Origin of the sequence: Xylanibacter ruminicola 23, from assembly GCF_000025925.1 — a bacterium.
Lineage (GTDB): Bacteria > Bacteroidota > Bacteroidia > Bacteroidales > Bacteroidaceae > Prevotella > Prevotella ruminicola.
Genome location: NC_014033.1, coordinates 1,543,983 through 1,567,278, shown reverse-complemented (window position 1 = coordinate 1,567,278; position 23,296 = coordinate 1,543,983). Strand labels below are relative to the sequence as shown.

General features: G+C 47.5%; 21 protein-coding genes. 10 read left to right on the top strand and 11 right to left on the bottom strand.

All coding sequences use genetic code 11. The features are described from left to right. Genes pepI through PRU_RS06810 form a run of 3 tightly spaced genes read right to left on the bottom strand, consistent with a single transcriptional unit; the run spans position 1 to position 2,516 of the window. Positions 1-873: a proline iminopeptidase gene (pepI, locus tag PRU_RS06820; RefSeq protein ID WP_013064585.1), complete on the bottom strand. Its 873-nt coding sequence runs from the start codon at positions 871-873 to the stop codon at positions 1-3. 5 nt (positions 874-878) lie between these two features. Then, on the bottom strand, positions 879-1,409 hold the full coding sequence (locus PRU_RS06815) for an FHA domain-containing protein (RefSeq protein ID WP_013065595.1): 531 nt from the start codon (positions 1,407-1,409) through the stop codon (positions 879-881). A 3-nt stretch (positions 1,410-1,412) separates the two neighbouring features. Then, positions 1,413-2,516, bottom strand: a complete 1,104-nt coding sequence (locus PRU_RS06810) for an HU domain-containing protein (RefSeq protein WP_041385860.1) — start codon at positions 2,514-2,516, stop codon at positions 1,413-1,415. A gap of 109 nt (positions 2,517-2,625) precedes the next feature. On the opposite strand from PRU_RS06810, the gene PRU_RS06805 reads away from it, so the two are divergent. Together PRU_RS06805 and PRU_RS06800 are read left to right on the top strand one after the other, a co-directional pair. Further along, positions 2,626-3,945: a UDP-glucose dehydrogenase family protein gene (locus PRU_RS06805; protein WP_013063748.1), complete on the top strand. Its 1,320-nt coding sequence runs from the start codon at positions 2,626-2,628 to the stop codon at positions 3,943-3,945. After that, positions 3,946-4,725 (top strand): DUF4738 domain-containing protein, encoded by a 780-nt coding sequence (locus PRU_RS06800; RefSeq protein ID WP_013065637.1) that lies wholly within the window; start codon positions 3,946-3,948, stop codon positions 4,723-4,725. Here the strand turns inward: PRU_RS06800 and nudC are convergent. Both nudC and PRU_RS06790 read right to left on the bottom strand, forming a co-directional pair. Continuing rightward, the gene (nudC, locus tag PRU_RS06795; protein ID WP_013063651.1) at positions 4,722-5,495 is read right to left on the bottom strand and encodes an NAD(+) diphosphatase; all 774 of its coding nucleotides are present in this window, start codon (positions 5,493-5,495) and stop codon (positions 4,722-4,724) included. The genes PRU_RS06800 and nudC overlap by 4 nt on opposite strands. Then, positions 5,492-7,258 (bottom strand): bifunctional metallophosphatase/5'-nucleotidase, encoded by a 1,767-nt coding sequence (locus tag PRU_RS06790; RefSeq protein ID WP_013064270.1) that lies wholly within the window; start codon positions 7,256-7,258, stop codon positions 5,492-5,494. The genes nudC and PRU_RS06790 overlap by 4 nt, the downstream gene beginning before the upstream one ends. A gap of 128 nt (positions 7,259-7,386) precedes the next feature. Between PRU_RS06790 and PRU_RS06785 the strand changes: the two genes are divergently transcribed. Next, positions 7,387-8,070 carry a DnaJ domain-containing protein gene (locus PRU_RS06785; protein WP_013064824.1) on the top strand — a complete coding sequence of 228 codons (684 nt, stop codon included), beginning with the start codon at positions 7,387-7,389 and terminating at the stop codon, positions 8,068-8,070. Here PRU_RS06785 and kdsB read toward each other — a convergent pair. Next, entirely contained in the window at positions 8,050-8,796 is a 747-nt protein-coding gene (gene kdsB, locus PRU_RS06780) for a 3-deoxy-manno-octulosonate cytidylyltransferase (RefSeq protein WP_013065425.1), read from the bottom strand. The two genes, PRU_RS06785 and kdsB, sit on opposite strands and share 21 nt — an antisense overlap. Positions 8,797-8,935: 139 nt before the next feature. Here kdsB and PRU_RS06775 point away from each other — a divergent pair, with 139 nt between their 5' ends. Genes PRU_RS06775 through PRU_RS06760 form a run of 4 tightly spaced genes read left to right on the top strand, consistent with a single transcriptional unit; the run spans position 8,936 to position 13,812 of the window. Beyond that, positions 8,936-10,054 carry an MORN repeat-containing protein gene (locus PRU_RS06775; protein WP_013065480.1) on the top strand — a complete coding sequence of 373 codons (1,119 nt, stop codon included), beginning with the start codon at positions 8,936-8,938 and terminating at the stop codon, positions 10,052-10,054. 26 nt (positions 10,055-10,080) lie between these two features. Continuing rightward, a complete protein-coding gene (locus tag PRU_RS06770; RefSeq protein ID WP_013064912.1) occupies positions 10,081-10,527 on the top strand; it encodes a YhcH/YjgK/YiaL family protein in 447 nt (148 codons plus the stop codon). A gap of 33 nt (positions 10,528-10,560) precedes the next feature. Further along, a complete protein-coding gene (locus tag PRU_RS06765) occupies positions 10,561-12,645 on the top strand; it encodes an alpha amylase C-terminal domain-containing protein (RefSeq protein WP_013063337.1) in 2,085 nt (694 codons plus the stop codon). A 3-nt stretch (positions 12,646-12,648) separates the two neighbouring features. Next, a complete protein-coding gene (locus PRU_RS06760; protein ID WP_013064436.1) occupies positions 12,649-13,812 on the top strand; it encodes a DUF6057 family protein in 1,164 nt (387 codons plus the stop codon). Positions 13,813-13,917: 105 nt separating this feature from the next. Here the strand turns inward: PRU_RS06760 and PRU_RS06755 are convergent, their stop codons facing one another. From PRU_RS06755 to PRU_RS06740, 4 genes are all read right to left on the bottom strand, one after another. Next, positions 13,918-15,579 carry an AMP-binding protein gene (locus tag PRU_RS06755; RefSeq protein WP_013063867.1) on the bottom strand — a complete coding sequence of 554 codons (1,662 nt, stop codon included), beginning with the start codon at positions 15,577-15,579 and terminating at the stop codon, positions 13,918-13,920. Positions 15,580-15,585: 6 nt separating this feature from the next. Next, complete coding sequence (locus tag PRU_RS06750; protein WP_013063510.1) at positions 15,586-17,244, bottom strand: AMP-binding protein; 1,659 nt, start codon at positions 17,242-17,244, stop codon at positions 15,586-15,588. Positions 17,245-17,330: 86 nt separating this feature from the next. Beyond that, positions 17,331-18,578, bottom strand: coding sequence for an ABC transporter permease (locus PRU_RS06745; protein WP_013065170.1), 1,248 nt, complete (start codon positions 18,576-18,578; stop codon positions 17,331-17,333). Between the two features lie 19 nt (positions 18,579-18,597). After that, complete coding sequence (locus tag PRU_RS06740; protein WP_013064730.1) at positions 18,598-19,803, bottom strand: pyridoxal phosphate-dependent aminotransferase; 1,206 nt, start codon at positions 19,801-19,803, stop codon at positions 18,598-18,600. A 127-nt stretch (positions 19,804-19,930) separates the two neighbouring features. Here PRU_RS06740 and PRU_RS06735 point away from each other — a divergent pair, with 127 nt between their 5' ends. Genes PRU_RS06735 through PRU_RS06725 form a run of 3 tightly spaced genes read left to right on the top strand, consistent with a single transcriptional unit; the run spans position 19,931 to position 22,388 of the window. Next, a complete protein-coding gene (locus tag PRU_RS06735; RefSeq protein ID WP_041385859.1) occupies positions 19,931-21,220 on the top strand; it encodes a protein kinase family protein in 1,290 nt (429 codons plus the stop codon). Further along, a complete protein-coding gene (locus PRU_RS06730) occupies positions 21,217-21,693 on the top strand; it encodes a DUF4494 domain-containing protein (RefSeq protein ID WP_013065229.1) in 477 nt (158 codons plus the stop codon). The genes PRU_RS06735 and PRU_RS06730 overlap by 4 nt, the downstream gene beginning before the upstream one ends. Positions 21,694-21,713: 20 nt before the next feature. Then, the gene (locus tag PRU_RS06725) at positions 21,714-22,388 is read left to right on the top strand and encodes a YggS family pyridoxal phosphate-dependent enzyme (RefSeq protein WP_013063833.1); all 675 of its coding nucleotides are present in this window, start codon (positions 21,714-21,716) and stop codon (positions 22,386-22,388) included. Here PRU_RS06725 and PRU_RS06720 read toward each other — a convergent pair. Beyond that, positions 22,360-23,184 carry an EFR1 family ferrodoxin gene (locus tag PRU_RS06720; RefSeq protein WP_013065619.1) on the bottom strand — a complete coding sequence of 275 codons (825 nt, stop codon included), beginning with the start codon at positions 23,182-23,184 and terminating at the stop codon, positions 22,360-22,362. The genes PRU_RS06725 and PRU_RS06720 overlap by 29 nt on opposite strands. Between the last annotated feature and the right edge of the window lie 112 nt (positions 23,185-23,296).

Genomic DNA, 23,296 nt, shown 5'->3' with positions numbered 1-23,296 from the left:
TTAGTCGTTTTCTTCCAACCACTTGGTGAGTACCTGGCAATACTCCTGGTGAGCATCGATAAAGCAAGTGTGGCGCGAGTGGCGGAACAGATGCCATTGGCTGTGGGGGATATGCTCGTAGAGTGAGGCTGCTACTACGGGGGTACAGATGTCGCGTGTGCCACTACAGATAAGTGTAGGCTGAGAAATCTGGTCTAACTTATCGGTGTATTCGAAGTCCTTCAGACTGCCGAGTGGCTGATACTCGTTGGGGCCCCAACCATAGAGGTAGGCTTCGGCACCAGCACGCTTGGGACGACGGAGACACTCGGGTGAGTGCTCATCAACACTAATAACAAACTGCTCAAAGTAATGATTGTTTGCCTGCAGATAGGCTTCATCATCCCATTTGCCTGTAGCTTCGGCATGGCGGATGGCTTCCTGATCTTCGTCCGACAGGTATTTGATAAGACGGTGCTGCTCGCTGGCCCATAAACTGCTGGAGGCATGGCCTGATGACAGAATGAGCGACTTGATGCCTTGGGGCTGATGGTCGATGACATAGGCGATGGCCTGCATAGCTCCCCACGACTGGCCAAGTATATGCACGGCATCGAGCTGAAGATACTCGCGGATGGCGATAAGTTCGTCAATCCACGTCTTCTGTGTCCAAAGTTCTGGGTGTCCGTCGAGATAAGAATTGCCGCAACCTATCTGGTCGTACGAGATAACCTGTCGTCCTGTTTCGGCGATGCAGTCGAGCACCTCGAAATAGTTGTGCGTACTACCAGGACCGCCATGCAGCAACAATAGCGGTGTTTTCTCCGATGCCTCGCCTACTATGCGGTAGTAGGTTTGGTAGCCCATAAACGGCATGTAGCCTTCGGTAATCATATTTTTTATTCTTCGTCGTTGGATGTGCGAAGGATGATAGAGGTGGCACCAAGGGTGAAGAGGGTGCCATCGCTGATAACGCGACGCTCTTTTGGGGTGAGCTCTACGTTATCGATAAAGGTGCCAGTGTTGCTGTTGTTGTCTTTCAGCGTATAACGCAAGCCACCTTTTTTATCACGACTAACGGTGATGGTGCAATGATTGAGATCGACGCTGGGATCTACTGTCTCGAAAGCGGTATTGGCGGGATTGCCTTTCTGATAACGACCAATGATGTTGTCGCCCATACGAAGAGGGATAACCTGCTTGTAATGGAATACGTTTTCGATAACAACGATTGATCCGCAACCCTGTTCGTTGGCCTGCTCGTCGGGGTTTTCATCTTTCTGACGCTCACGAAGTTTGCTCACGCCGATACGGATACCAAACTCCTTGCCGCAGTCGGGGCATTTGAAAACCAACGACTGACCAGCCTCGTACTTGGTCTCATCGAAGGTGATGTACTGGTCGCACTTAGGGCAGCGTACTCTCTTCATTGATTATTTTTTCTCGTTATATTTGTAAACCCACGATTCGGCCAAATCCTTTTCTTTGGCTATCTTCTGTAACTGGGTATAAGCATCGGCTTGATTCTCGTAGTGACCGTAAACGATACGGGTAATGTTGTTGTGCACATAAATCTCGGCACCTTTGTAACCACGCTCTGCCAAGTTGTTGATGAAAATCTCAGCATTCTGCTTGTTAACATGGCTGGCCAACACAATGCAGTAACCCTCGCGAGTACTGTCGGGCTTGATGGCAACGGGTTTGGTAGCTTCGGCTGGCTTAGCGGGCTTGATGGTATCGAGTATAGCCTCGGCAGTTTTAACTGCGGCAGGCTTCTGTGCATCCTTACGCTTAAAATCGATGGCGCTGGTGTTAGTGTCCTTCGAGGTCATCATGCCAAACAAAATCTGATTGTTCAGACTGTTGATGGTGCTCTTCATCAGCTCGGTCTTGCCAGTAGGCATTGCTACAAAGAACACAGCCAACAGGATGGCGGCTACGGCAACGGCATTGCGAATCCACGAGAACTTGATGCGAACCACATCGGTATCGTCGTCGTTGATGTCAACCAGGTTCTGCTGCAGAACGCTGTTAACCTCCGACTCTGGCTTGGGCTCTGGCTTCATCTCAACCACCTTTGCTTCAGGAGTCTCTTCGACACTTTCCGAGCTGACTGTCTTAATCAGTTTCATCTCGAACGAGTTCAGTCCATACAGGCTTGGGGTAAGAATACCTGCCTCGCAAGGGGTGAACACGTAGTTGCCATCCTCGTTAAGCTCTATTATACCTATATTATTAAGCTCGTAGCGACCTTCGTTCTGCAGGATTTGCGTCAGTTCGTTCACTTCGTCCTCAATACGCTGAAGGGCCTCTGGGTAGCTGATGTCGTAAGCCTCGATGTACGACTGGGCAAGAAGTGAATCGTTAATCTTAAGTTGTGGGTTAAAACCTAATGTACGGAGTGGGGGAAGGAAGGCCTGTTCGTCTTCCTCGTATCTTGCTTCAACATGGTGCGCCATGAATCCGCCCAAACCGGGCACAATCACGCAGTCGTTGTCGAGCAGCAGTATCTCAATATGTCTTTCTAATTCAATCACGGGTGCAAAATTACTGTATTTTTTCGACATAAACAAATAAAAGAAACTTAAAATGCTTGTGATATTAAAAATTTAGTGTACCTTTGCACAAAATTTAGTTGTTAACAGTATGAATATTGCTATTGTAGGAACCGGATATGTAGGTTTGGTATCGGGAACATGCTTTGCCGATACAGGAGCAAATGTTACGTGTGTAGACGTTGATGAAAATAAGATAGAACGCCTGAAAAACGGTGAAATCCCCATCTACGAACCAGGACTCGACGAGTTGGTAAAGAAGAATGTGGCCGCTGGTCGCTTGAAGTTCACTACCGACTTGGCTTCTGTACTCGATGATGTGGAGATTGTTTTCTCAGCTGTAGGTACACCTCCCGATGAGGATGGCTCGGCCGACTTGAAATACGTGCTGCAGGTGGCTAAGACCATCGGTCAGAACCTGAAGAAGTACGTGGTTGTTGTAACCAAGAGTACTGTACCGGTAGGTACTGCCAAAAAGGTGCGTAAGGCTATCGAGGACGAGTTGGCTAAGCGTGGCGTGGATGTCGAATTCGACGTGGCTTCGAACCCGGAGTTCCTGAAAGAGGGTAACGCCATCAAGGACTTTATGAGTCCCGACCGTGTGGTAGTAGGTGTTGAGAGCGAGAAGGCCAAGAAAACGCTGACCAAGCTTTACAAGCCTTTCCTGATTAATAATTTCCGTGTGATTTTCATGGATATCCCATCGGCCGAGATGACTAAATATGCTGCCAACTCGATGCTGGCTACCCGTATCTCGTTCATGAATGATATTGCCAACCTTTGCGAGCGTGTTGGTGCCGATGTTAACATGGTGCGCGCTGGTATCGGTAGCGATACGCGTATCGGTAGAAAGTTCCTGTATGCAGGTTGCGGTTATGGTGGCTCTTGCTTCCCCAAGGATGTAAAGGCGCTGATTAAGACTGCCGATCAGAATGGCTACTCGATGGAGGTTCTGAAGGCCGTTGAGCGTGTGAACGAAAAGCAGAAGAGCGTGCTGTTTGAGAAGCTGGTTAAGGCATTTGGCAGCGTTGAGGCTCTGAAAGGTAATACCATCGCCATGTGGGGACTCTCGTTCAAGCCTGAGACTGATGATATGCGCGAATCAACAGCCCTCGTGATGATTGCCAAATTGCTTGAGGCTGGTTGTAACGTACGTGTTTACGACCCCATTGCTATGGATGAGTGTAAGCGCAGAATCGGCGAAACGGTAACCTATTGTCGCGACATGTATGATGTGGTGCTGGATGCCGATGCCCTGTTGCTGCTCACCGAGTGGAAGGAGTTCCGTCTGCCAGGATGGGGTGTGATTAAAAAGGCTATGAAGCGTCCGCTGGTTATTGATGGTAGAAACATCTTCGATAGCGAGGAGCTCGACGAGAATGGCTTTGAGTATCATTGCATAGGTAAGTAAATGAAGAAGATTTTAACGATATCAATGCTGATGGTTGTTCTGGTGGCTTGTAACCAGAACAACTCATCAACGTTGCCCGACGATAAGGCGGCAAAGGAGATGCTTCAGGGAGTTTGGGTAGATGAGGAGAGTGGTGATGTGTCGTTCCGTGTAAGCGGCGATACGCTCTACTTTGCCGATGCTACCAGTATGCCTACCTACTTCCGCATCTACAAGGACTCGCTTTATCTGGCATCGGGCACATCGTATAGTATCGTTAAACATACCGAACATCTCTTCTGGTTTAATAATCAGAATGGTGATTTGTTGAAACTGCAAAAGAGCGACGACGCTGATGATGCTGATATAGAGACTGCTGCTCCGAGTGTGCTTACCTATACCCATCAGGTTAAGATCGACTCGGTGGCTGCCTATAACGGCAATCGCTACCATTGGTATATCGCTATTAATCCTACCAAGTATAAAGTCACAAAGCGTACTTTTAACGAGGATGGATTGGAAGTAGAGAATGTGTACTACGATAACATCATGCACATTAGTGTTTTCCAAGGTGCGCGACAGATCTATTCGAGTGATTTCCATAAGCAGCAGTACCAAGGTCTGGTGCCTGCCGAATTCTTAAACGATGCCATTCTGGCCAATATGGCCTTTAGTCATATTGATGCCTCTGGCTTACATTTTAACGCCACACTATGTATCCCTGATGGCGCTACCTGTTATATGGTAGAATCAACCATCAGTTATACGGGTGTGTTATCGATGCAGTTAGTAGAGTATTAATCTTTCTCGGCTAACCACGCATCGAGCAGCATACGTGCTATAGATAATTTTTCGGGGATAGTAGGCAGGTTGTCTTTACGGAACCAGCCACCTTTAGCTATCTCACTGGCCTGCAGGTGGATGTCGCCTGATACATAGTCGGCATTAAAGCCTACCATCAGTCCGCAAGGGTAGGGCCAAGGTTGCGAACCAAAGTAGCGTATGTTGGTGATCTTTACGCCTGTTTCCTCGAATGCCTCACGGGCTACCGCTTCTTCGAGTGTTTCGCCTGTCTCAACAAATCCTGCTACCAATCCGTAGAAATCGGTACGGAAGTTCTTGGCGCGAACCAGCAGAACCTCGTCGCCTTTGTGTATCAGTACGATGACTGCTGTAGCTAATTGTGGCCATATCTCTTTGCCGCACTCAGTACATTTCTTCGAGATGTCGGTATCCATTCGCATGGGGGCACCACACACGCCACAATACTTGGTGTTGGCATCCCAATACAGCAGTTCCTGACATTTGCCTGCTTTCTGGTACAGGGCTTTATCAAGTTTGTAAAAGCTCTGTCGCAGGCCGCACATCTCGTAGCGTGGGTCGTCGCAAACCGGACTGTCTATCTTATATGTTTTTACCTCAACGCCATCCAGCGGGGTAACGGTCATTACGTTGGTCCAAGGTTTTACCTCGGTGGGTGGTTCTTCCTGAAAGGGAATGGTATATCCGCCATCTGCGGTTTTTTCTAACAATAAGTCTTCTTTACAGAATACGAAATAATGTTGTTTCATTTTTCAAACAGTTGTTTACGGTCTCTCTCGAGGGCTGGTTTTACCCATGCCTCGGGCACAAACTTCCAGTTGTTATTCTTCTGTGGGTCGATAGTACCCAAACGTTTGATCTCTTCTGTCAGATAGTGGCGCTGATCCAGTTCGGTGTGGAAGAGCACACGACTCTCGAGCGAATCCTGTGGGATACCTGCGCCACGAGTCAGCAACTCGCCACCGCCATTGGCGCGATAGCTGTTCATTACTACCTTATACCACTTCTTCTCGTCGAATGGCTCACCGTTCGACATGCGCAGAATTCTTACCTTCTGTCCGTCGGGCTTGGTCAGATCAACCTCGTAGTCGATACCGCAAGCCGAGTCGAAATTAAAGGTGTAGTATTGGAATCCTGTACGCTGCTGGTCTTCCTTTGAATCATCGTTTAAACGCAATGCGTGGTCGTTGGGCGATGTCATAGTGTTACACCACATATCGTACGAGAACTCCAGGTGTTTTCTGATTTCCTCGCCAGTCATCTTGAGTACAAACAGCAGGTTCTCAAAGCGATACAGCTTAAACATATCGGCCTGTGTAACCTCGCCGGCATCGATGGTGGTATCGAAAGCCAAGGGGGCGTTGAACGATATGTCGGCTTTCGAGATGCTCATCTGCAGATTGTGAATCAAATCTGTAAAAGCCGAGTTGCCAAAGAAACTCTCGCGGGTGTAGATAGGATTCTTAAAGTATCCAATCTTCTGACTCACGTATTCCTTAACCTTATCGATGGTAGGCTGGAAGTAGGTAATCATCTGCTTGTCGATCTTCTCGTCGCGCACATTTACAATGTTACCGATAATGCTTTTCTTGCTAAGCTTGCCATCCTTGTATGTCAGCGTAATCTCTGCTTCAGCCACGTTGTTTACATAGCACGAGGGATCTACACAAAGCACCTTTTCGCCAGCTTTGTTGGTAATCAGCATGTTGTGTACCTGGTGGTCGTGACCAAAGAAGATAATGTCGAAACCAGGAACCTCGCGGGCTACTGATTCTGTTGCATCTTCCTCGTATTCAGCCGTTTTAATACCACCGTTCAGACCAGAGTGGAACAAACCGAAAATCAAATCGGGTTTCTCGTTCTCCTTTACATACTTAATCCATTTCTTGGCGCATGCGGTCATCTCCTCGAACTCCAGACCTTTCCAGATGGATTTGTTCAGCCAGTTTGGAATGGCGGGGGTGATCATGCCGATAACTACAATCTTAACACCATCTTTGTAATGTACAGAGTAGGGCTTCAGTCCTGTATAGATATGCTCAGGACGGGCCTCTGCGTTCTTGTATTCCTCTTTAACGATGTTGGCGCCCAGCAATGGACAGCGAACCTCGCGAATCCACTTGTCGTAAACCTTGTGGCCAGGCTCGATGTCGTGATTACCTACGGTTTCGGCATCGTATTTCATATAGTTGATAACCGAAGCTGCGATGTTTTCATCCTCGGGCATCACATAGTTCGACCAATATACGCAAGGCTGACCTTGCAGGATGTCGCCATTATCTATCAGCAGGAAATGATCCTCGCCATACTTTTTACGCTGCTTTTTGATATAGGTGTTTGCGCGCGAAAGTGTACCCTTGATGGGTGTCTGCTCCATAAAGTCGTAGGGGAAAAAATGTCCATGCACATCGCTGGTTTCAATCACCTTAATTTTTACGGTCTTATTGTCTTTTGCCTCGATGGGCGCCACTGATAACAGTGTGGAAATCAGTATGATAGCAAGCTTTTTCATCAATATTCTTCTTTTTGTTTGCAAAATTACATAAATAAGTTGATATGCCCAAATATTTATTCGATTATTTTGTATTTTGTTTGGCACATTTTTTGCTGGAAAAGTTGAAAAAATAGGAGGATAAGATAATGGCATTTATTGATTATTACAAGATTTTAGGCGTAGATAAAACAATTGCGCAGAAGGATGTAAAGAAGGCCTATCTGAAACGTGCTAAGCAGTTTCATCCCGATTTGCATCCTGATGACCCCAAGGCTCAGGCTAAGTTCCAGGCCTTGCAGGAGGCTTATGATGTGATTGGTGATCCTGAGAAACGTAAGAAGTACGACCAGTATGGTGAGAAGTGGCGCGAGGCCGAACAGTTCCAAGGATTTGGAGGTGGCGGTCAGGGCGGCGGCAATCCGTTTGGTGGTTTCGACTTTAGCGGCTTCCAAGGTGGAGGTGGCTTCTCGTCGTTCTTCGAGGATCTGTTTGGTCGCAAAGGTCAGCAAGGCGGAGGCTTTGGTGGGTTCCAAGGTTTTGGCGGCGGTCGCCAGGCCCGAACACATAGCGGCGAAATGAATGCTAACGTTACGATAGATCTTTACACTGCCATGTTAGGTGGCGAGGTGATTGTAACTCTGTCGAACGGTCAGAAATTGAAGCTGAAGATTAAACCGGAAACGCAGCCAGGCACTAAGGTCCGACTGCGTGGTAAAGGGTATGATAGGGGCGATGGCACCTTTGGTGACCTTATCATTACCTATCAGGTAAAACTTCCAACAAATCTTACAGAACGTCAGAAGGATCTTTTACGCCAGATGCTTCAGTAAGAATTCTTCGGCGCGGGTCAGATCCTCTGGGGTGTCGATACCAACAGTTTCGATATCGGTCATGCCCACACGGATGCGGTAGCCGTTCTGTAACCAACGTAATTGCTCCAGGCTCTCTGCTTTTTCCAGACTGCTTTGGGGCAATTTTGTTACTTCGGCCAAAACCTCACGGCGATAAGCGTAGATTCCCAAGTGTTTCAGGAATGGGTATTCGCCAAACCACTCGTTACGCTCCTTGCCTCGGATATAAGGTATCACACTACGACTAAAGTAGAGTGCAAATCCGCGATTGTCGGTCACAATCTTTGGCGAATTGGGATTCTCTATTGCTTCGATCGATTCGAACAACTTTCCCAATGTACCAATCTGAGTCTCTGGTGCATCAAAAAGGTGCATCAAGGTTTCAATCTGCGAGGGCTGGATAAATGGTTCGTCGCCCTGTACATTGATGATTACATCAGCATCCGAGCCGATTTTCTCGGCAGCCTCTTCGATGCGGTCGGTACCACTCTTATGGTCGGCACGGGTCATCACTGCTTGGCCACCAAATGCTGTTACAGCGTCGAAAATACGCTGGTCGTCGGTTGCTACATATACTTCGTCGAGCACGCTCTTCACCTGCTCATACACTCTCTGAATCACTGATTTTCCGCCCAGTATTGCAAGCGGTTTGCCCGGATATCTTGTAGAAGCATAACGGGCAGGAATAATAGCCATAAACTTCATAACGGGTGCAAAATTACGAATAAGTGAGAAGAAAACCAAATTTTAAAAGTGAAAAATTATATTAATATATGGCTGTGTAATTTGCGCACATCAATTTTTTTATTTAAATTTGCGCACTAAAACAAGGATAGTATTACAAATGAATATAAACAAACTTTCGATAATTGCACTCACAATGTTTCTGCCTTTTACTGCAGGAGCACAGAAGATAACACTCGGCTCGGCCACAACAAAGGATGGTGGCGAATATCAGGGCGAAATGGTCATGGGTAAACCCAATGGTAAAGGTAAGGCTGTGTATAAGAATGGTAATCTTTACGAGGGTGAATACGTTAAAGGTAAGCGTCAGGGTTTTGGTATTTTTACTTTTTTTGATGGCGAAAAGTACGAGGGCGAGTGGTTTCAGGATCAGCAACATGGTAAGGGAACATATTACTTCGCAAATAACAATCGTTACGATGGTTTGTGGTTCCGCGATTATCAGCAGGGCCATGGTGTAATGTACTACTATAACGGCGATAAGTATGACGGCGAATGGCGACAGGACAAGCGTTCGGGCTTTGGAACCTATACTTTTGCTAGTGGCGCTTTCTACAAAGGCGATTGGTTGAACGATAAAAAGAACGGCAAAGGCATCTACGACTGGGGCGATGGCTCTGTTTATGATGGCGATTGGAAAGAGAATATGCGCTCGGGTAAAGGTACTTTCAAGTATGCTGGCGGCGATGTGTATATTGGTCCTTGGACCGATGACGAGATGAACGGTCGTGGCATCTATAAGTTCCAGAACGGCGACGTTTACGAGGGCGACTACGTAAAAGGTGAGCGTACTGGTCAGGGCATTTTTAAGTATGCCAATGGCGATGTTTATACTGGTCAGTTCTTTAAGGGCGATAAGCAAGGTCAGGGTACGCTGGTATGGCAGAATGGCGATACCTATGTGGGTCAGTGGAAGGCCGATAAACAGGATGGTCGTGGTAAGCTTACCAAGAAGAGCGGCGATACTGTTGAGGGGACCTTTAAGGCTGGTCAGCCCAATGGCGAGTGCATTGCCCGTTTTGCCGACGGCTCTAAATTCAAAGGTATTTTCAAGAACGGTCGACGTAACGGTGCGGCTATCGAGGAGGATAAAGATGGCAATCGTTTCGAAGGCACCTATCTCGACGATGTGCGTGATGGCAACTTTGTTGAAAAAGACCGTAATGGTAAGGTAACGGCTCAAGGTACCTATACCCGTGGACACAGACAATTAAAGTAACAAACAACTTAAATATTTTACTGATTATGATTATTGATACAATTGAGAATCTGGGCAAATACGTAGCACTTAATCCGTTGTTTGCCGATGTGGTTGAGTTCCTGAAAAACAATGATTTTCAGGCTATAGAAGAGGGTAAGCACTTCATCAAGGATAAGGATCTGTTTGTAAATATTCAGGTGGCTAAGGGCAAAACCCAAGAGGCTGCAGTTCTCGAAACACATATCGAGATGATTGATATCCAGATTCCTATCACCTGTGAAGAAACATTCGGCTATACCCCTTTGTGCGATCTGCCCGATTTTGAGTATAATGCCGAAAAGGATATTACCAAGTATGGCGACACCAAGGCTCAGACCTATGTAACGGTTAAACCTGGCCAGTTCGTCATCTTCTTTCCGCAAGATGGTCATGCCCCTTGCATCATCAACCAGCCTGAAATCAAGAAAGCTATTTTCAAGGTTAAGGCATAAAACATTAAAAGCAAAATAATAAATACAATAACTATGGAAACAAAGAAACAATCTGTCAAGAAACCGGCAGCCAAAAAGACCTCGGCCAAGAAAGCTGCTCCTACACAGCCTGAACATATCGGCTTGGTACGTAATGACTCGTGGTTGGAACCTTTCGAGGGAGCTATCCGTGGCCGTCACGACCATGCTGTTTGGAAGATGAACCAGCTCACACAGAATGGCAAGAAAACGCTGAGTCAGTTTGCTTCTGGTCATCTTTATTTTGGTCTGCATAAGTTGTCAAAAGGTTGGGTGTTCCGTGAGTGGGCTCCTAACGCTACCGATATCTATCTGATTGGCGACTTTAATAACTGGCAGGAGAACGAGAAGTACCGTTGCAAGCGTATCGAGGGTACGGGCAACTGGGAGTTGAAACTCAGCGAAAAGGCCCTGAAGCACGGTCAGCTTTACAAGATGAAGGTAAAGTGGAATGGGGGAGAAGGCGAGCGTATTCCCGCTTGGTGCCGTCGTGTGGTTCAGGACGAGAATACAAAGATTTTCTCAGCTCAGGTATGGAATCCTGAGGAGAAATACGAGTTCAAGAAAAAGAACTTCAAACCCAAGAAGAACCCCTTGCTCATTTACGAGTGCCATGTAGGTATGGGACAGGATGCCGAGAAGGTTGGTACCTATAAGGAGTTTAAGGATAATGTGTTGCCACGCGTTATCAAGGATGGTTATAACTGCATTCAGGTAATGGCCATTCAGGAGCATCCTTATTACGGTTCGTTCGGCTATCACGTATCATCATTCTTTGCTCCAAGTAGTCGTTTTGGTACTCCAGAGGAGTTGAAGGAGCTTATTGATACTGCTCATAAGAATGGTGTGGCAGTTATTATGGATATCGTGCATTCGCATGCTGTTAAGAACGAGGTTGAAGGTCTTGGCAATCTTGCTGGCGATCCTAATCAGTTCTTCTATCCAGGCGATCGTCACGAGCATCCGGCATGGGATTCGCTCTGTTTCGATTATGGTAAGGACGAGGTGCTGCATTTCCTGCTCTCTAACTGCAAATACTGGCTCGAGGAGTTTAAGTTCGATGGTTTCCGCTTTGATGGCGTTACCTCTATGCTTTACTACTCGCATGGTTTGGGTGAGGCCTTTGGTGGTTATGGTGATTACTTTAATGGTCACGAGGATGATAACGCCATCTGTTATCTCACCTTGGCCAACAAGCTGATACACGAGGTAAATCCTGCCGCTATCACCATCGCCGAAGAGGTATCAGGTATGCCCGGCCTCGCAGCTAAGTTCGAGGATGGTGGATATGGATTCGACTATCGTATGGCCATGAACATCCCTGATTACTGGATTAAGACGATTAAAGAGGTGCGCGATGAGGATATCAATGTGTGCTCAATCTTCTGGGAGGTTAAGAATCGCCGTCCTGATGAGAAGACTATCTCGTACTGCGAGAGTCACGACCAGGCACTTGTTGGCGATAAGACCATTATCTTCCGTTTGATTGACGCCGATATGTATTGGCACTTTGCTAAGAAGGATGTGAACGATATTGCCCAGCGCGGTATTGCCCTGCATAAGATGATCCGCTTGGTTACCGTTGCTGCCATTAATGGTGGCTACCTGAACTTTATGGGTAATGAGTTCGGACATCCAGAGTGGATCGACTTCCCACGCGAGGGTAATGGTTGGAGTTATAAGTACGCACGCCGTCAGTGGAATCTGGTAGATAACAAGGACCTTTGCTACCATTGGCTGGGCGACTTTGATCGCGAGATGCTGAAGGTGATTAAGAGCGTGCGCAACTTCCAGGCTACACCTGTTACTGAGATATGGCACGATGATGGCGACCAGGTGCTCTGCTTTATGCGTGGCGACTTGGTATTTGTGTTCAACTTCTCGCCCACACGTAGCTATACCGATTATGGCTTCCTAGTTCCCACCGGTTCGTATAAGGTGGTTCTGAATACCGATTCGAAAGACTTTGGTGGCAACGGCTTTGCCGACGACACCGTTACCCACTTCACAAACTACGATCCGCTTTATGTGGCCGATCATAAGGAGTGGCTTAAACTCTATATCCCGGCTCGTTCAGCCGTTGTGTTGAAGAAAATTTAAAATATGAATTATCGTAAAAAGAAACAAGAAGGTAGCGCCATAACCATACGCGTTGTGTGCGCTATCGTTTTTATTCTCTTCTCTTGGTGCTGGTTGTATTATTTCCAGAACGATCTGCTGATGATGGCGCAGCATGTGCTCAGTCATGGTATTACGCATTATAATCGTTTGGTTGGTGCTGTAGGTATCACCTTTGTGCTTTATCTGCTCCAGCACCTTATTCATAAGGTAACACACCTTAATAAGAGCTTTTATGCGCTTACTTATTTCCCATCTATGTTGGCTTTGGGCATGCTTACTGATATTGTGCCCGATCCAGCTGGTGGTATCACGCACATGTTCTCGTGGTGGCTTATCATTGTTTATCTCTTACTTTGGGGTGGATGCACCTATTTCTTTACCAAACTGCAGGAGCTCGACGATGATCCTAATCCCCACATCCTGTCGCGTTCCATGTGGATGAACTTGCTTATCATGGTACTTCTTATGGTTCTGACGGTTAGTGTCGGCAATACCAATGCTGTGTTCCATTATCGTATGCGAGCAGAACGTTGTTTGCTCGAGGGCGATGTGGATGGCGCGTTGGCCGCAGGTAAAAAGTCGTTAGAGTGCGACGAGCATCTGGTGATGTTACGTATGCAGGCGTTGGCTCGTAAGGACGCCATAGGCGATAAACTCTTCGAGTATAAGGTGTGTGGTAACAGTAAGAGCATTCTGCCTACCGATGGACATTCTACCTTATTATTATATCCTGTCGACAGCGTGTATAAGTTCATGGGTGCAGCTCCTGCCTATCAGATGGAACCCATGCATTATCTCGAGTTGGTGCAGCACCATGTGTTGTGTAAGGATACTGTACCCAGCAAGGTGGTAGCCGATTATCAGTTGTCGGGGTATCTTATCGATAAGCAGATTGATAAATTTGCTGGTGAGGTAGGTAAGTATTACGCCCTGAACGATAGTCTGCCTAAGCACTATCGCGAGGCCTTGGTGCTCTATGGACATCTGCGTTCAAAGCCTGTGGCTGTTTATCGTAACACCGTGTTAGACGAGGATTACGAAAACTTCCGCGAGCTGCGCCGCCAGTATCCTAATAAAATGGAACAGAAAGGTAAGGTAGAAGACCAGTACTTTGGTACTTATTGGTATTACTATTGGTATGAATAATATTTGGCACGGATTTACACGGCTCTTTTTATAAAGAAACACGGCTTTAGTATTAGCAACTAAGCCGTGTTTTTAATTTATTAAAGCCGTGTAATCTGTGCCTAATTATTTATAAAGGTAGCGTTTGATACTTCTCTTTGGTGTCTTCTCGAATTCCTCTTCGTGGATTTCGATTTCAGAGATCTTCTCGTAAGCAGGAATCATTTCGTTCAAACCGTTGCGGTTCTGTTCCATGATGTTCTTCAGATCCTCCTCTGAGAAGCCCATATTCTTAGCCTCGTCCATATCAGGGTGAACCAAAGCTACCAGTTTGTTATCACGCTGTACTACCACACTCTCAAGCACCATGGTCATCGAGTTCAGCTTGTCCTCGATTTCCTCTGGATAGATGTTCTGTCCGTTAGGACCCAACAACATGTTCTTTGAGCGTCCGTTGATAAACACATTACCATCGGCGTCCATTGTACCAAGGTCGCCAGTGTGGTACCAGCCATCGCGGTCGATAGTCTCGGCTGTGGCCTCAGGGTTCTTATAGTATCCCAACATCACGTTTGGACCCTTGGTAAGAATCTCACCAGGAATACGCTGTGGGTCGGGTGATACAATCTTTACCTCCTGATGCAAAGCGGCACGTCCGCACGAACCTGTGGCAAAGGTATGCCAGTCGCGATAACAGATGATAGGTGCACACTCGGTAGCGCCATAACCTACGGTGTAGGGGAAGTCGATACGCTTCAGGAATCGTTCTACCTCCTGGTTCAGGGCAGCACCACCAATGATTACCTCGTACATGTTGCCACCAAAGGCCTTCAGCACTTCCTGACAGATCATCTCGCGAACCTTCTTTGAGATTACAGGCATCTGCAGTAGCAGTCGCATACGGTTGTTCTGTATCTTTGGGAATACCTTTTTGCGGATAATCTTCTCGATGATGAGAGGTACGGCGATGACGATACGTGGACGAATCTCAGCCAGAGCCTGTGCGATGATAGCGGGCGAAGGTACACGGTTCAGATAGTACACATGACAACCGTACAGGAACTCGAATATGAATTCGAATGCCATACCATACATGTGTGCCATTGGTAACATCGAGATAACCTTATCGCCAGCCTTGATGGTATTGCCCAATACGCTCACGGCAAAGTCGAAGTTCGACCAGAGTGCGCGATAGGGTAGCATAACACCTTTCGAGAAACCTGTTGTGCCGCTCGTATAGTTGATTACGGCCAACTCCTCAGGACTCTCCTCCATATAATAGTGTACGTGCTCCTTACGGAAGTACTTGGGGAACTTCTTACCATAGAGCTCGTTCAGATGCTCGCGTGCATAGGTTAATTTATCGGTACGCGAAATCATGAGTGAGTAATCGGGGTTGTTGATGATACCCTCGAGTGTTGGCATGGCTTGGGGATCGATGATGGTAGCCACATGGTCGCCCACAAACAGCAGGCGGGCTTCAGAGTGGTTCACGATGTTGTGTACCTGCTCGGCATTAAACTCGTGCAGAATGGGCACAGCAATAGCACCGTAGGTAAGTGTGGCTAAGAAAGCCACTGCCCATTGTGATGAATTGCGACCGCAGAGGGCAATCTTATCGCCCTTCTGAATGCCGCTGTTTTCGAAAAGGATATGCAACTTTTCGATTTTTCTGGCTACGTCATGAAACTGCAGCGTCTGACCCTTAAAATCGGTCAGCGCGTCGCGATCCCAATTATCAATGATGCTCTTTTGAATCAGAGCGTTAAAACTAGGTATATGTTCCATATGCTATTAGTTATTCTTATATAGGTAGCGTTTTATACTCTTCTTTGGTGTCTTGGCGAACTCCTCTTCATGCAGTTCGATAGCCGAGATACGGCTGTAAACAGGCAGCATGTTGTTAAGCTCCTGACGGTTCTGCTCCATGATGTGTTCCAATTCCTCCTGACTGAAGCTTACCACCTCGTCCTGATCAGGGTGAACCAAAGCCACCAGTTTCTCTCCACGCTGAATCACGATGCTCTCTGAAACCATAGCCATCGTGTTCAACTTGTCCTCAATCTCTTCTGGATATACGTTCTGTCCGTTGGCGCCCAACAGCATGTTCTTCGAGCGTCCGCGAATAAAGATGTGTCCGCTTGGTAGCATGGTGCCTAAGTCGCCAGTATGATACCAACCCTCTTCGTCGATAGCCTCGCGTGTGTCCTCTTCGTTCAGGTAGTAACCTAACATCATGTTGGTACCCTTGGTAACAATCTCGCCAGCCACGTTCTGTGGGTCGGAACTCAGAATCTTCACCTCCATACGGTCGACAGGTTGTCCAACCGAACCGCCTATAAAGTCGTGGTAGTCTGAGAACGAAATCAGTGGGGCGCACTCGGTAGTGCCATAACCCACTGTGATGGGGAATCCGATTGAGAGCAGGAACTCCTCAACCTCCTTAGAGAGTGGGGCTCCACCTACAATCACCTCGTACAGGTTGCCGCCAAAGGCGTTATATACCTCTTTGCAGATGCGGTTCTTAACCTTCTTGCTCACTACTGGCATGTTAAGCAGCAGTCGCATACGGTTGTTCTGTATCTTGGGGAATACATTTTTACGAATTATCTTCTCGATAATCAGCGGAACGGTAATGATACATGCTGGTTTTACTGTAGCAAACGCCTCGGCAATGATAGCCGGACTCGGCAGGCGAGTAAGGAAGAACAGATGGCAACCGTTGCAGAATCCGAACAGGAACTCAACGGTCATACCATACATGTGTGCCATAGGCAGAATGCTCAGCATGTTGTCGCCGGCCTTTACGTTGCGACCAAGTACTCGCAAACAAAACTCTACGTTACTCCAAATAGCGCGGTAGGGCAGCATCACGCCTTTCGAAAAGCCCGTTGTACCGCTGGTGTAGTTAATCATCGACAACTCTTCGGCCGTATCCTCATGGTATTTTACATGTTCGGCACGGAATGCTTTGGGGAACTTGCTACCAAACATCATATTAAGATGTTCGCGTGCGTATGTTATCTTCTCAGATCGCGATACGTGAAGCGAGAAATCGGGCAAGTTAAAGATAGCCTCCAAAGCAGGCATGGCTTCAGCGTCGATAGTCTTAACCGCAAAATCGCCTACAAACAGCAGACGAGCGCCTGAGTGATTCACAATATTCTGAATCTGCTCGCCGTTAAACTCATGCAGGATGGGTACGGCAACTGCACCATAGGTGAGTGTAGCTAAGAACGCAACAGCCCAATGGGCAGAGTTGCGACCGCAAATGGCAATCTTGTCGCCCTTTACTACATCGCTGTTCTCGAATAATATGTGGAGTTTCTCAATTTTGCGTGCAACGTCGTGATACTGAAGCGTGATGCCCTGATAATCAGTTAGGGCATCTTGATTCCAGTTGTCTACAATCGCTTTCTGTATTAAAGCATTAAAACTGCTAAATTCTTTCATTAAAACTGCACAATTTTTGAAATTTTGTGCAAAGGTAATTCATTTTTTGCACACTACCAAATGTTTTTGTGCAATTTTTTAAAAATTTACTCGTATCTCATAGATTTCGCTGGATGAATGTGCGAAATCAAGTAACTTGGTGCTATCAGAACAAACACACAGATCAACAAAGTGGCTATGTTGATGAGTGCTACCAATGGCAGATTCAGCTCCATGGGAGCCTCGCTCACATAGTAGGTTTGTGGGTCGAGGGTGATAAAACCTGTGTATTTTTGGAGCAGAACGATGCCGATACCCACAATGTTACCCCAGAACAATCCCTGACCGATGATGAATACCGAGAACCACAGGAACGTGTGGCGAACAGTCTTGTTGCGGGCGCCTAAGGCCTTCAGGATACCAATCATCTGTGTGCGCTCCAGAATGATGATGAGCAAACCGCTAATCATTGTGAAGCCTGCCACGCAAACCATCAGTGCCAGGATAATCCATACGTTGATATCAAGCAGCTCCAACCACGAGAATACCTGTGGATACAACTCGTAAATGGTCTCGGATGTGAGCGAGTTGCCCTGCTCGTCGCTGGTGCGGTTAATGTTGTCGATAAACTGGTTGGCTGTTTCGTTCACCTTCTCGAAATCCTTCACCAGCACCTCAATACCAGTAGCCTGATTATCGGTCCAGCCGTTCAGTTTGTTGGCGGTATGCAGGTCGGTAAAACACAGCGTCTCATCGAAGCGCGTCATGTTTGTCTGGTAAATGCCGCTGATGGTGAACTTACGCGTGCGAACATCCTGATTATCGATGAAATAGCCAAATACCTTGTCGCCAACCTTAAGGCGCATCTTGTCTGCTATCATCTTGGAAACCAGTAATTTATACTTGCTTGTTTTATCGCTGAATGAAGTGATGTTTCCTGCTATAAGGTGCTGACTCAGAAAGGTGGTGTCGTATTCTTCGGCGATACCTTTGATGGCTATTCCCAAGAAATCCTCGTCGGTTTTCAGGATACCCTGCGTCATGCTGAAGCGTTCGGCTTTGGCCACACCTGGCAGCTTGCCAACAGCCTTCATCAAGCTGTCGTTGGCGCAGATAGGGTGAGGATCAGAACCATTGTAGTTCATGATATTATGTACCTGGATATGACTGCCAAAGCCCACCACCTTGTCGCGGATGGTATGCTTAAAACCAAGTACCACGCTTACCGTTACTATCATCACAGCCAGTCCGATAGCTACGCCGATGGTGGCTATACGAATAGCTGGGCGACTCACTTTTCGTTTGTCGCCCTGATCGCTATATATTCTTTTGGCTATGTATAGAGGAAAATTCAAAACTTCAATCCTTCAATTTTTAGTCCTCATCCACTCGTCCTGGGTAAGCTTCGAGTGCCTTGCGCAATACGATAAGTGCGCGCTCAAGGTCTTTCTTCTGTAATACGTAGGCGATACGTACCTGATTGATACCTGCACCTGGGGTGGTGTAGAATCCGGCTGCTGGGGCCATCATCACAGTCTCGCCCTCGTACTCAAACTCCGACAGGCACCAACGGCAGAACTTCTCGGCATCATCTACAGGCAACTTAGCTACGGTGTAGAAAGCACCCATAGGGATAGGTGAGTAAACACCAGGAATGCGGTTCAGTCCGTCGATCAGGCACTTACGGCGCTCAACGTACTCGTCGTACACGTCGCGATAGTATTCCTCAGGGGCATCCAGCGAAGCCTCGGCCACAATCTGTCCGATGAGTGGGGGAGAGAGGCGAGCCTGACAGAACTTCATTACGGCCTTACGTACCTCAGCGTTCTTGGTAATCAGGGCGCCGATACGGATACCACACTCTGAGTAACGCTTAGATACTGAGTCGATCAGGATCACGTTCTGTTCGATACCCTCCAGATGGCAAGCCGAAATATAAGGCGAGCCAGTGTAGATGTACTCACGATACACCTCGTCGGAGAAGAGATACAGATCGTACTTCTTCACCAAGTCACGAATCTGGTTCATTTCGCGGCGTGTGTACAGATAACCCGTTGGGTTGTTGGGGTTACATATCATAATAGCGCGTGTGCGCTCATTAATCAGCTCCTCGAATTTCTCTACCTTGGGGAGCGAGAAACCCTCCTCGATGGTAGTGGCAATAGTGCGGATTTTGGCTCCTGCCGAAATGGCAAAGGCCATATAGTTGGCGTAAGCAGGCTCTGGTACGATAATCTCATCGCCAGGATTCAGGCAGCTCAGGAATGCAAACAGCACCGCCTCGCTACCACCACTGGTAATGATGATATCATCAGCTGTTACGTTGATATTGTACTTAGCATAATAGTCTACCAACTTTTCGCGATAGCTCTGATAACCCTGCGAGGGTGAATACTCCAGGATACTGCGATCTATCTGCTTCAGGGCGTCGAGTCCAACTTGCGGTGTTGGCAGGTCAGGCTGACCGATGTTCAGATGGTACACCTTGGTACCTCTTTTCTTAGCGGCTACAGCGAGAGGGGCGAGTTTTCTGATAGGCGACTCGGGCATCTCTAGTCCGCGAACTGATATCTCAGGCATCTTTCTATTTTACGATTTGACAATTTACTATTTCATTATTTTGCGGTGCAAAGTTACTAAAATATTTTTAAATCGTGCTTTTTTTCGATTTATTTGTTTACTTTTGCAGCAAAATTGTGAGCTTACGATGAATTTCGAGGAATTATTAGAAACGCGTGACGTTAGAAAAACCACGAAAGTCCGTCTTCCCTACGGTTACTTCTACAAGCGGTTGATCGATGGAAAGTACTCTAACTTCGTGGAGTTCCACGACGAGGTGGCCGATCATGTCGCCTTTAGTAATTGTGTGCGTACCGAGGCTGCCGATATGGATAAGGTAAAGGATAAGCACCAGTTGCACTTTGTGCCCAACGAGGGCGACGGTGGTGTTTATGCCATAGCGGTTGAGGTGGGTAACTTTGTTACTTTCGAGCAGCTGCTGAACGAGAATCCGGCTGTTGTGGCGCGCGAGGATTTTGCCAACAACACGTTGCGCGATCTGGTAGAACTCACCCATCAGCTTAACGAGCAGGGCGTGTATCACGTATGTTTTGCCCCCTGTAATGTGCTGGCTCGCAAAAACGATGCTACCATCCGCCTGCTTTGTCATGGTTCGTTCTATGCTAAGTTGGATCAGGAGATACTGTACGACGGACTTGAGGATTACGTAGCGCCCGAGGTGTTGGCTGGTGGCGAGATTGATGCCCGTGCCGATGTGTACTCGATGGCCAAGTTTGTGGTGTGGCTGTATCACTCAGCCGGTCTGCCTTTCGAGTGGCGCCAGATTATCACTAAGGCCACAGCCGAGGACCCCGACCGCCGTTATCAGTCGGTTCACGATTTCTACCATGCGCTCATCAGTCGCAAGCAGATGCGCCGCACAGCCTTGGTGGGTTTTGCTGCAGTTGCTATTGCGCTGGCCATTGTGGGTAGCTATTTCTATATGTTGCCCCAGCCCGAGGACGTAGAATACGTAAAGGCCGTTGAGGAGCCTATCCCCGATGATATGCTCGACGAGGAGAACCTGCTTTACGGCTTGGGTGCCGATGCCGATTCGGCTACCATCGCCAATATCGTGGCCAGGCAGATGCGTATGAAGGATTCGCTCACTATCGACGAGAAGGAGATGAAGGAGTATCAGGCCAAGGCCGAGCAGATATTCCGCAAGCAGTTTACCAAAGAGGCCGACCGCATCCTATCGAAGGTTTATAACAACAAGCAGATGAACCTTTCGGAAAAGGATTTTATGGCGCGCAGCCGTAGTATGACTCAGGAGTTGGCCAAGGCCGAACAGGATCTTGCCAAGCAAAGCAGCCTGGGTAACGAGCGCTCGCAGCGCATTGCCAGTGAGATTATCGACCAGCTTACCACCAAGAAAATGGAGGCGCTGGACAAAGATTATATGGGAATAAAAAAGAATAAAACAGAAAAGAAATGAGAAGTAGAACAGCAACGTGGTTTGAATGCAAGATCCGTTATGAGAAGGTAACCGAGGACGGCTTGCAGAGGAAAGTAAACGAAAATTATGTAGTCGACGCCCTGAGTTTCAGCGAGGCCGAGACTCGCGTCACCGAGGAGATGTCGTCGTATATCAGCGGCGAGTTCGAGGTGGCCGATATAAAGAAAGCAGCTTACAAAGAGGTATTCTTTACCGATGATAACATTGCCGATAAGTGGTACAAGGCTAAGCTCCAGTTCATCACTATCGATGAGAAGACTGAGAAGGAGAAGCGTTCAACCGTTAACTACCTGGTTCAGGCTGGTTCGATGAACGGTGCCATGAAGAATATCGACGAGGTGATGGGCGGTACCATGATTGATTATGTGGTTTCGTCGGTAGCCGAGACAACGTTGATGGACGTTTACGAGTACGGCAAAAAGAACGATAAGCCCGAATACGAGCAGCAGTAAGAAACGCAAACGATACGATGATGGATTACGACGTTAAATCCCATCTGCACGAGGTGCTCGATACATTGCCACAAGGTGTTCGCCTTGTGGCTATCTCTAAATATCACCCTAACGAGTATATCGAGGCAGCCTACGAGGAGGGTCAGCGTGTGTTTGGCGAGAGTCACGAACAGGAGTTGCGCCAGAAGCATCAGTCGCTGCCTCAGGATATCGAATGGCACTTTATCGGCCATTTGCAAACCAACAAGGTAAAGTACATTGCACCTTATGTAACGATGATCGAGGCTGTTGACTCGCTCAAGTTGTTGCGCGAGATTAACAAGCAGGCCGAAAAGTGTGGTCGCCGTATCAAGGTGCTGCTTGAGCTGCATATTGCCGAGGAGGCTACCAAGTACGGTCTTACACTCGATGCCTGTCGTGAGCTGTTGGCAGCTGGCGAGTGGCGCGAGATGCAGCATGTGCAGATTTGTGGCTTGATGATGATGGCATCGTTTGTGAATGACGAAGCGCAGATTCGCCAGGAGATGCAGACTGCTCGCGATTTCTTCGACGAGGTGAAGGCTCAGTATTTTGCCGACGACGATGCGTTTTGTGAGCGTTCGTGGGGTATGAGCGATGATTATCCCATCGCCCTGCAGACAGGCTCAACCATGATACGTGTGGGCACTAAGATTTTTGGTCCCCGCGTTTATTAAAGTAGTACTGATCGCGCTTACGTGTAATCTTGCCAAAGTTGATGGCATGCACGGGGCAATAATGATAACAGGCTAAACAAGAGGTACACCGTCCGTTGTGAATCCACTCGGGCGGTGTTCCTTGTATATTATCTACAGGGCACACTTTTATGCATTTGCCACATTTGATACACACATCCTCATCAACCGTAAACTTCTTGTCGTTTACCATGCGGGCATTAAAGTAAGCACCAATCACGTACGAGTAGAGTCGGGGAGTGCCGCCTTTTACTAACTCCTCAACACCCGTCGTGCGTTCGCGTATAACCGATATGATATGTGGCAGCATCTTTCGTGCCTGGTTTATCTTGGCGTGCTCTTTCTCCTCAGTATCCGTGTACATAAACGGCAGGCACACATAGCTTTCGGGCATCACAACGGCAAACTGCGTGGTGGCCTGCAAGCCGATAGTGGCTAAATCCTTGTTCAGTATCGTCATCGTTTCGCCTATGTTGTCGCCACAGGTGGTGAGCGCCCAGCAGTAACAGTTGACAGTTCTTGCCTTGCAAGCCAGCGGAGCTGGAGCGGACAATTGATAATTGATAATTAATTTTTTGATAAACTCGCGCACGATTTTGGGTGGTTGCCAGCCATGGGTGGGGAAGCAGAAGCCGATGGTTTCGTTCTGCTTTAACTCAAACTGGTTCTGTCCCTTACGTATCAAGTCGGGGATGTAGAATAACTCTTCACCGATGGCCTCGCTAATCTGCTTGGCCACCCATTTGGTGTTTCCTGTGCCTGTAAAATAGAATATCATGGTGCAAAATTACATTTTTTTGTTGATATTCTGATTAAAGTTTCGTGTTTTTCGCAAAAACAATATACCTTTGCAGGGTCGAAACCTAAAAAAGCGACGAATTAAATATTAT

What these genes read in the sequence shown, in the direction of transcription:
- PRU_RS06755 (WP_013063867.1), bottom strand. Translation starts at nt 15,579, where the DNA reads ATGGAACATATACCTAGTTTTAACGCTCTGATTCAAAAGAGCATCATT.
- PRU_RS06720 (WP_013065619.1), bottom strand. Translation starts at nt 23,184, where the DNA reads ATGATATTCTATTTTACAGGCACAGGAAACACCAAATGGGTGGCCAAG.
- PRU_RS06815 (WP_013065595.1), bottom strand. Translation starts at nt 1,409, where the DNA reads ATGAAGAGAGTACGCTGCCCTAAGTGCGACCAGTACATCACCTTCGAT.
- PRU_RS06805 (WP_013063748.1), top strand. Translation starts at nt 2,626, where the DNA reads ATGAATATTGCTATTGTAGGAACCGGATATGTAGGTTTGGTATCGGGA.
- PRU_RS06760 (WP_013064436.1), top strand. Translation starts at nt 12,649, where the DNA reads ATGAATTATCGTAAAAAGAAACAAGAAGGTAGCGCCATAACCATACGC.
- PRU_RS06765 (WP_013063337.1), top strand. Translation starts at nt 10,561, where the DNA reads ATGGAAACAAAGAAACAATCTGTCAAGAAACCGGCAGCCAAAAAGACC.
- nudC (WP_013063651.1), bottom strand. Translation starts at nt 5,495, where the DNA reads ATGAAACAACATTATTTCGTATTCTGTAAAGAAGACTTATTGTTAGAA.
- kdsB (WP_013065425.1), bottom strand. Translation starts at nt 8,796, where the DNA reads ATGAAGTTTATGGCTATTATTCCTGCCCGTTATGCTTCTACAAGATAT.
- pepI (WP_013064585.1), bottom strand. Translation starts at nt 873, where the DNA reads ATGATTACCGAAGGCTACATGCCGTTTATGGGCTACCAAACCTACTAC.
- PRU_RS06790 (WP_013064270.1), bottom strand. Translation starts at nt 7,258, where the DNA reads ATGAAAAAGCTTGCTATCATACTGATTTCCACACTGTTATCAGTGGCG.
- PRU_RS06730 (WP_013065229.1), top strand. Translation starts at nt 21,217, where the DNA reads ATGAGAAGTAGAACAGCAACGTGGTTTGAATGCAAGATCCGTTATGAG.
- PRU_RS06725 (WP_013063833.1), top strand. Translation starts at nt 21,714, where the DNA reads ATGGATTACGACGTTAAATCCCATCTGCACGAGGTGCTCGATACATTG.
- PRU_RS06800 (WP_013065637.1), top strand. Translation starts at nt 3,946, where the DNA reads ATGAAGAAGATTTTAACGATATCAATGCTGATGGTTGTTCTGGTGGCT.
- PRU_RS06740 (WP_013064730.1), bottom strand. Translation starts at nt 19,803, where the DNA reads ATGCCTGAGATATCAGTTCGCGGACTAGAGATGCCCGAGTCGCCTATC.
- PRU_RS06775 (WP_013065480.1), top strand. Translation starts at nt 8,936, where the DNA reads ATGAATATAAACAAACTTTCGATAATTGCACTCACAATGTTTCTGCCT.
- PRU_RS06735 (WP_041385859.1), top strand. Translation starts at nt 19,931, where the DNA reads ATGAATTTCGAGGAATTATTAGAAACGCGTGACGTTAGAAAAACCACG.
- PRU_RS06750 (WP_013063510.1), bottom strand. Translation starts at nt 17,244, where the DNA reads ATGAAAGAATTTAGCAGTTTTAATGCTTTAATACAGAAAGCGATTGTA.
- PRU_RS06770 (WP_013064912.1), top strand. Translation starts at nt 10,081, where the DNA reads ATGATTATTGATACAATTGAGAATCTGGGCAAATACGTAGCACTTAAT.
- PRU_RS06785 (WP_013064824.1), top strand. Translation starts at nt 7,387, where the DNA reads ATGGCATTTATTGATTATTACAAGATTTTAGGCGTAGATAAAACAATT.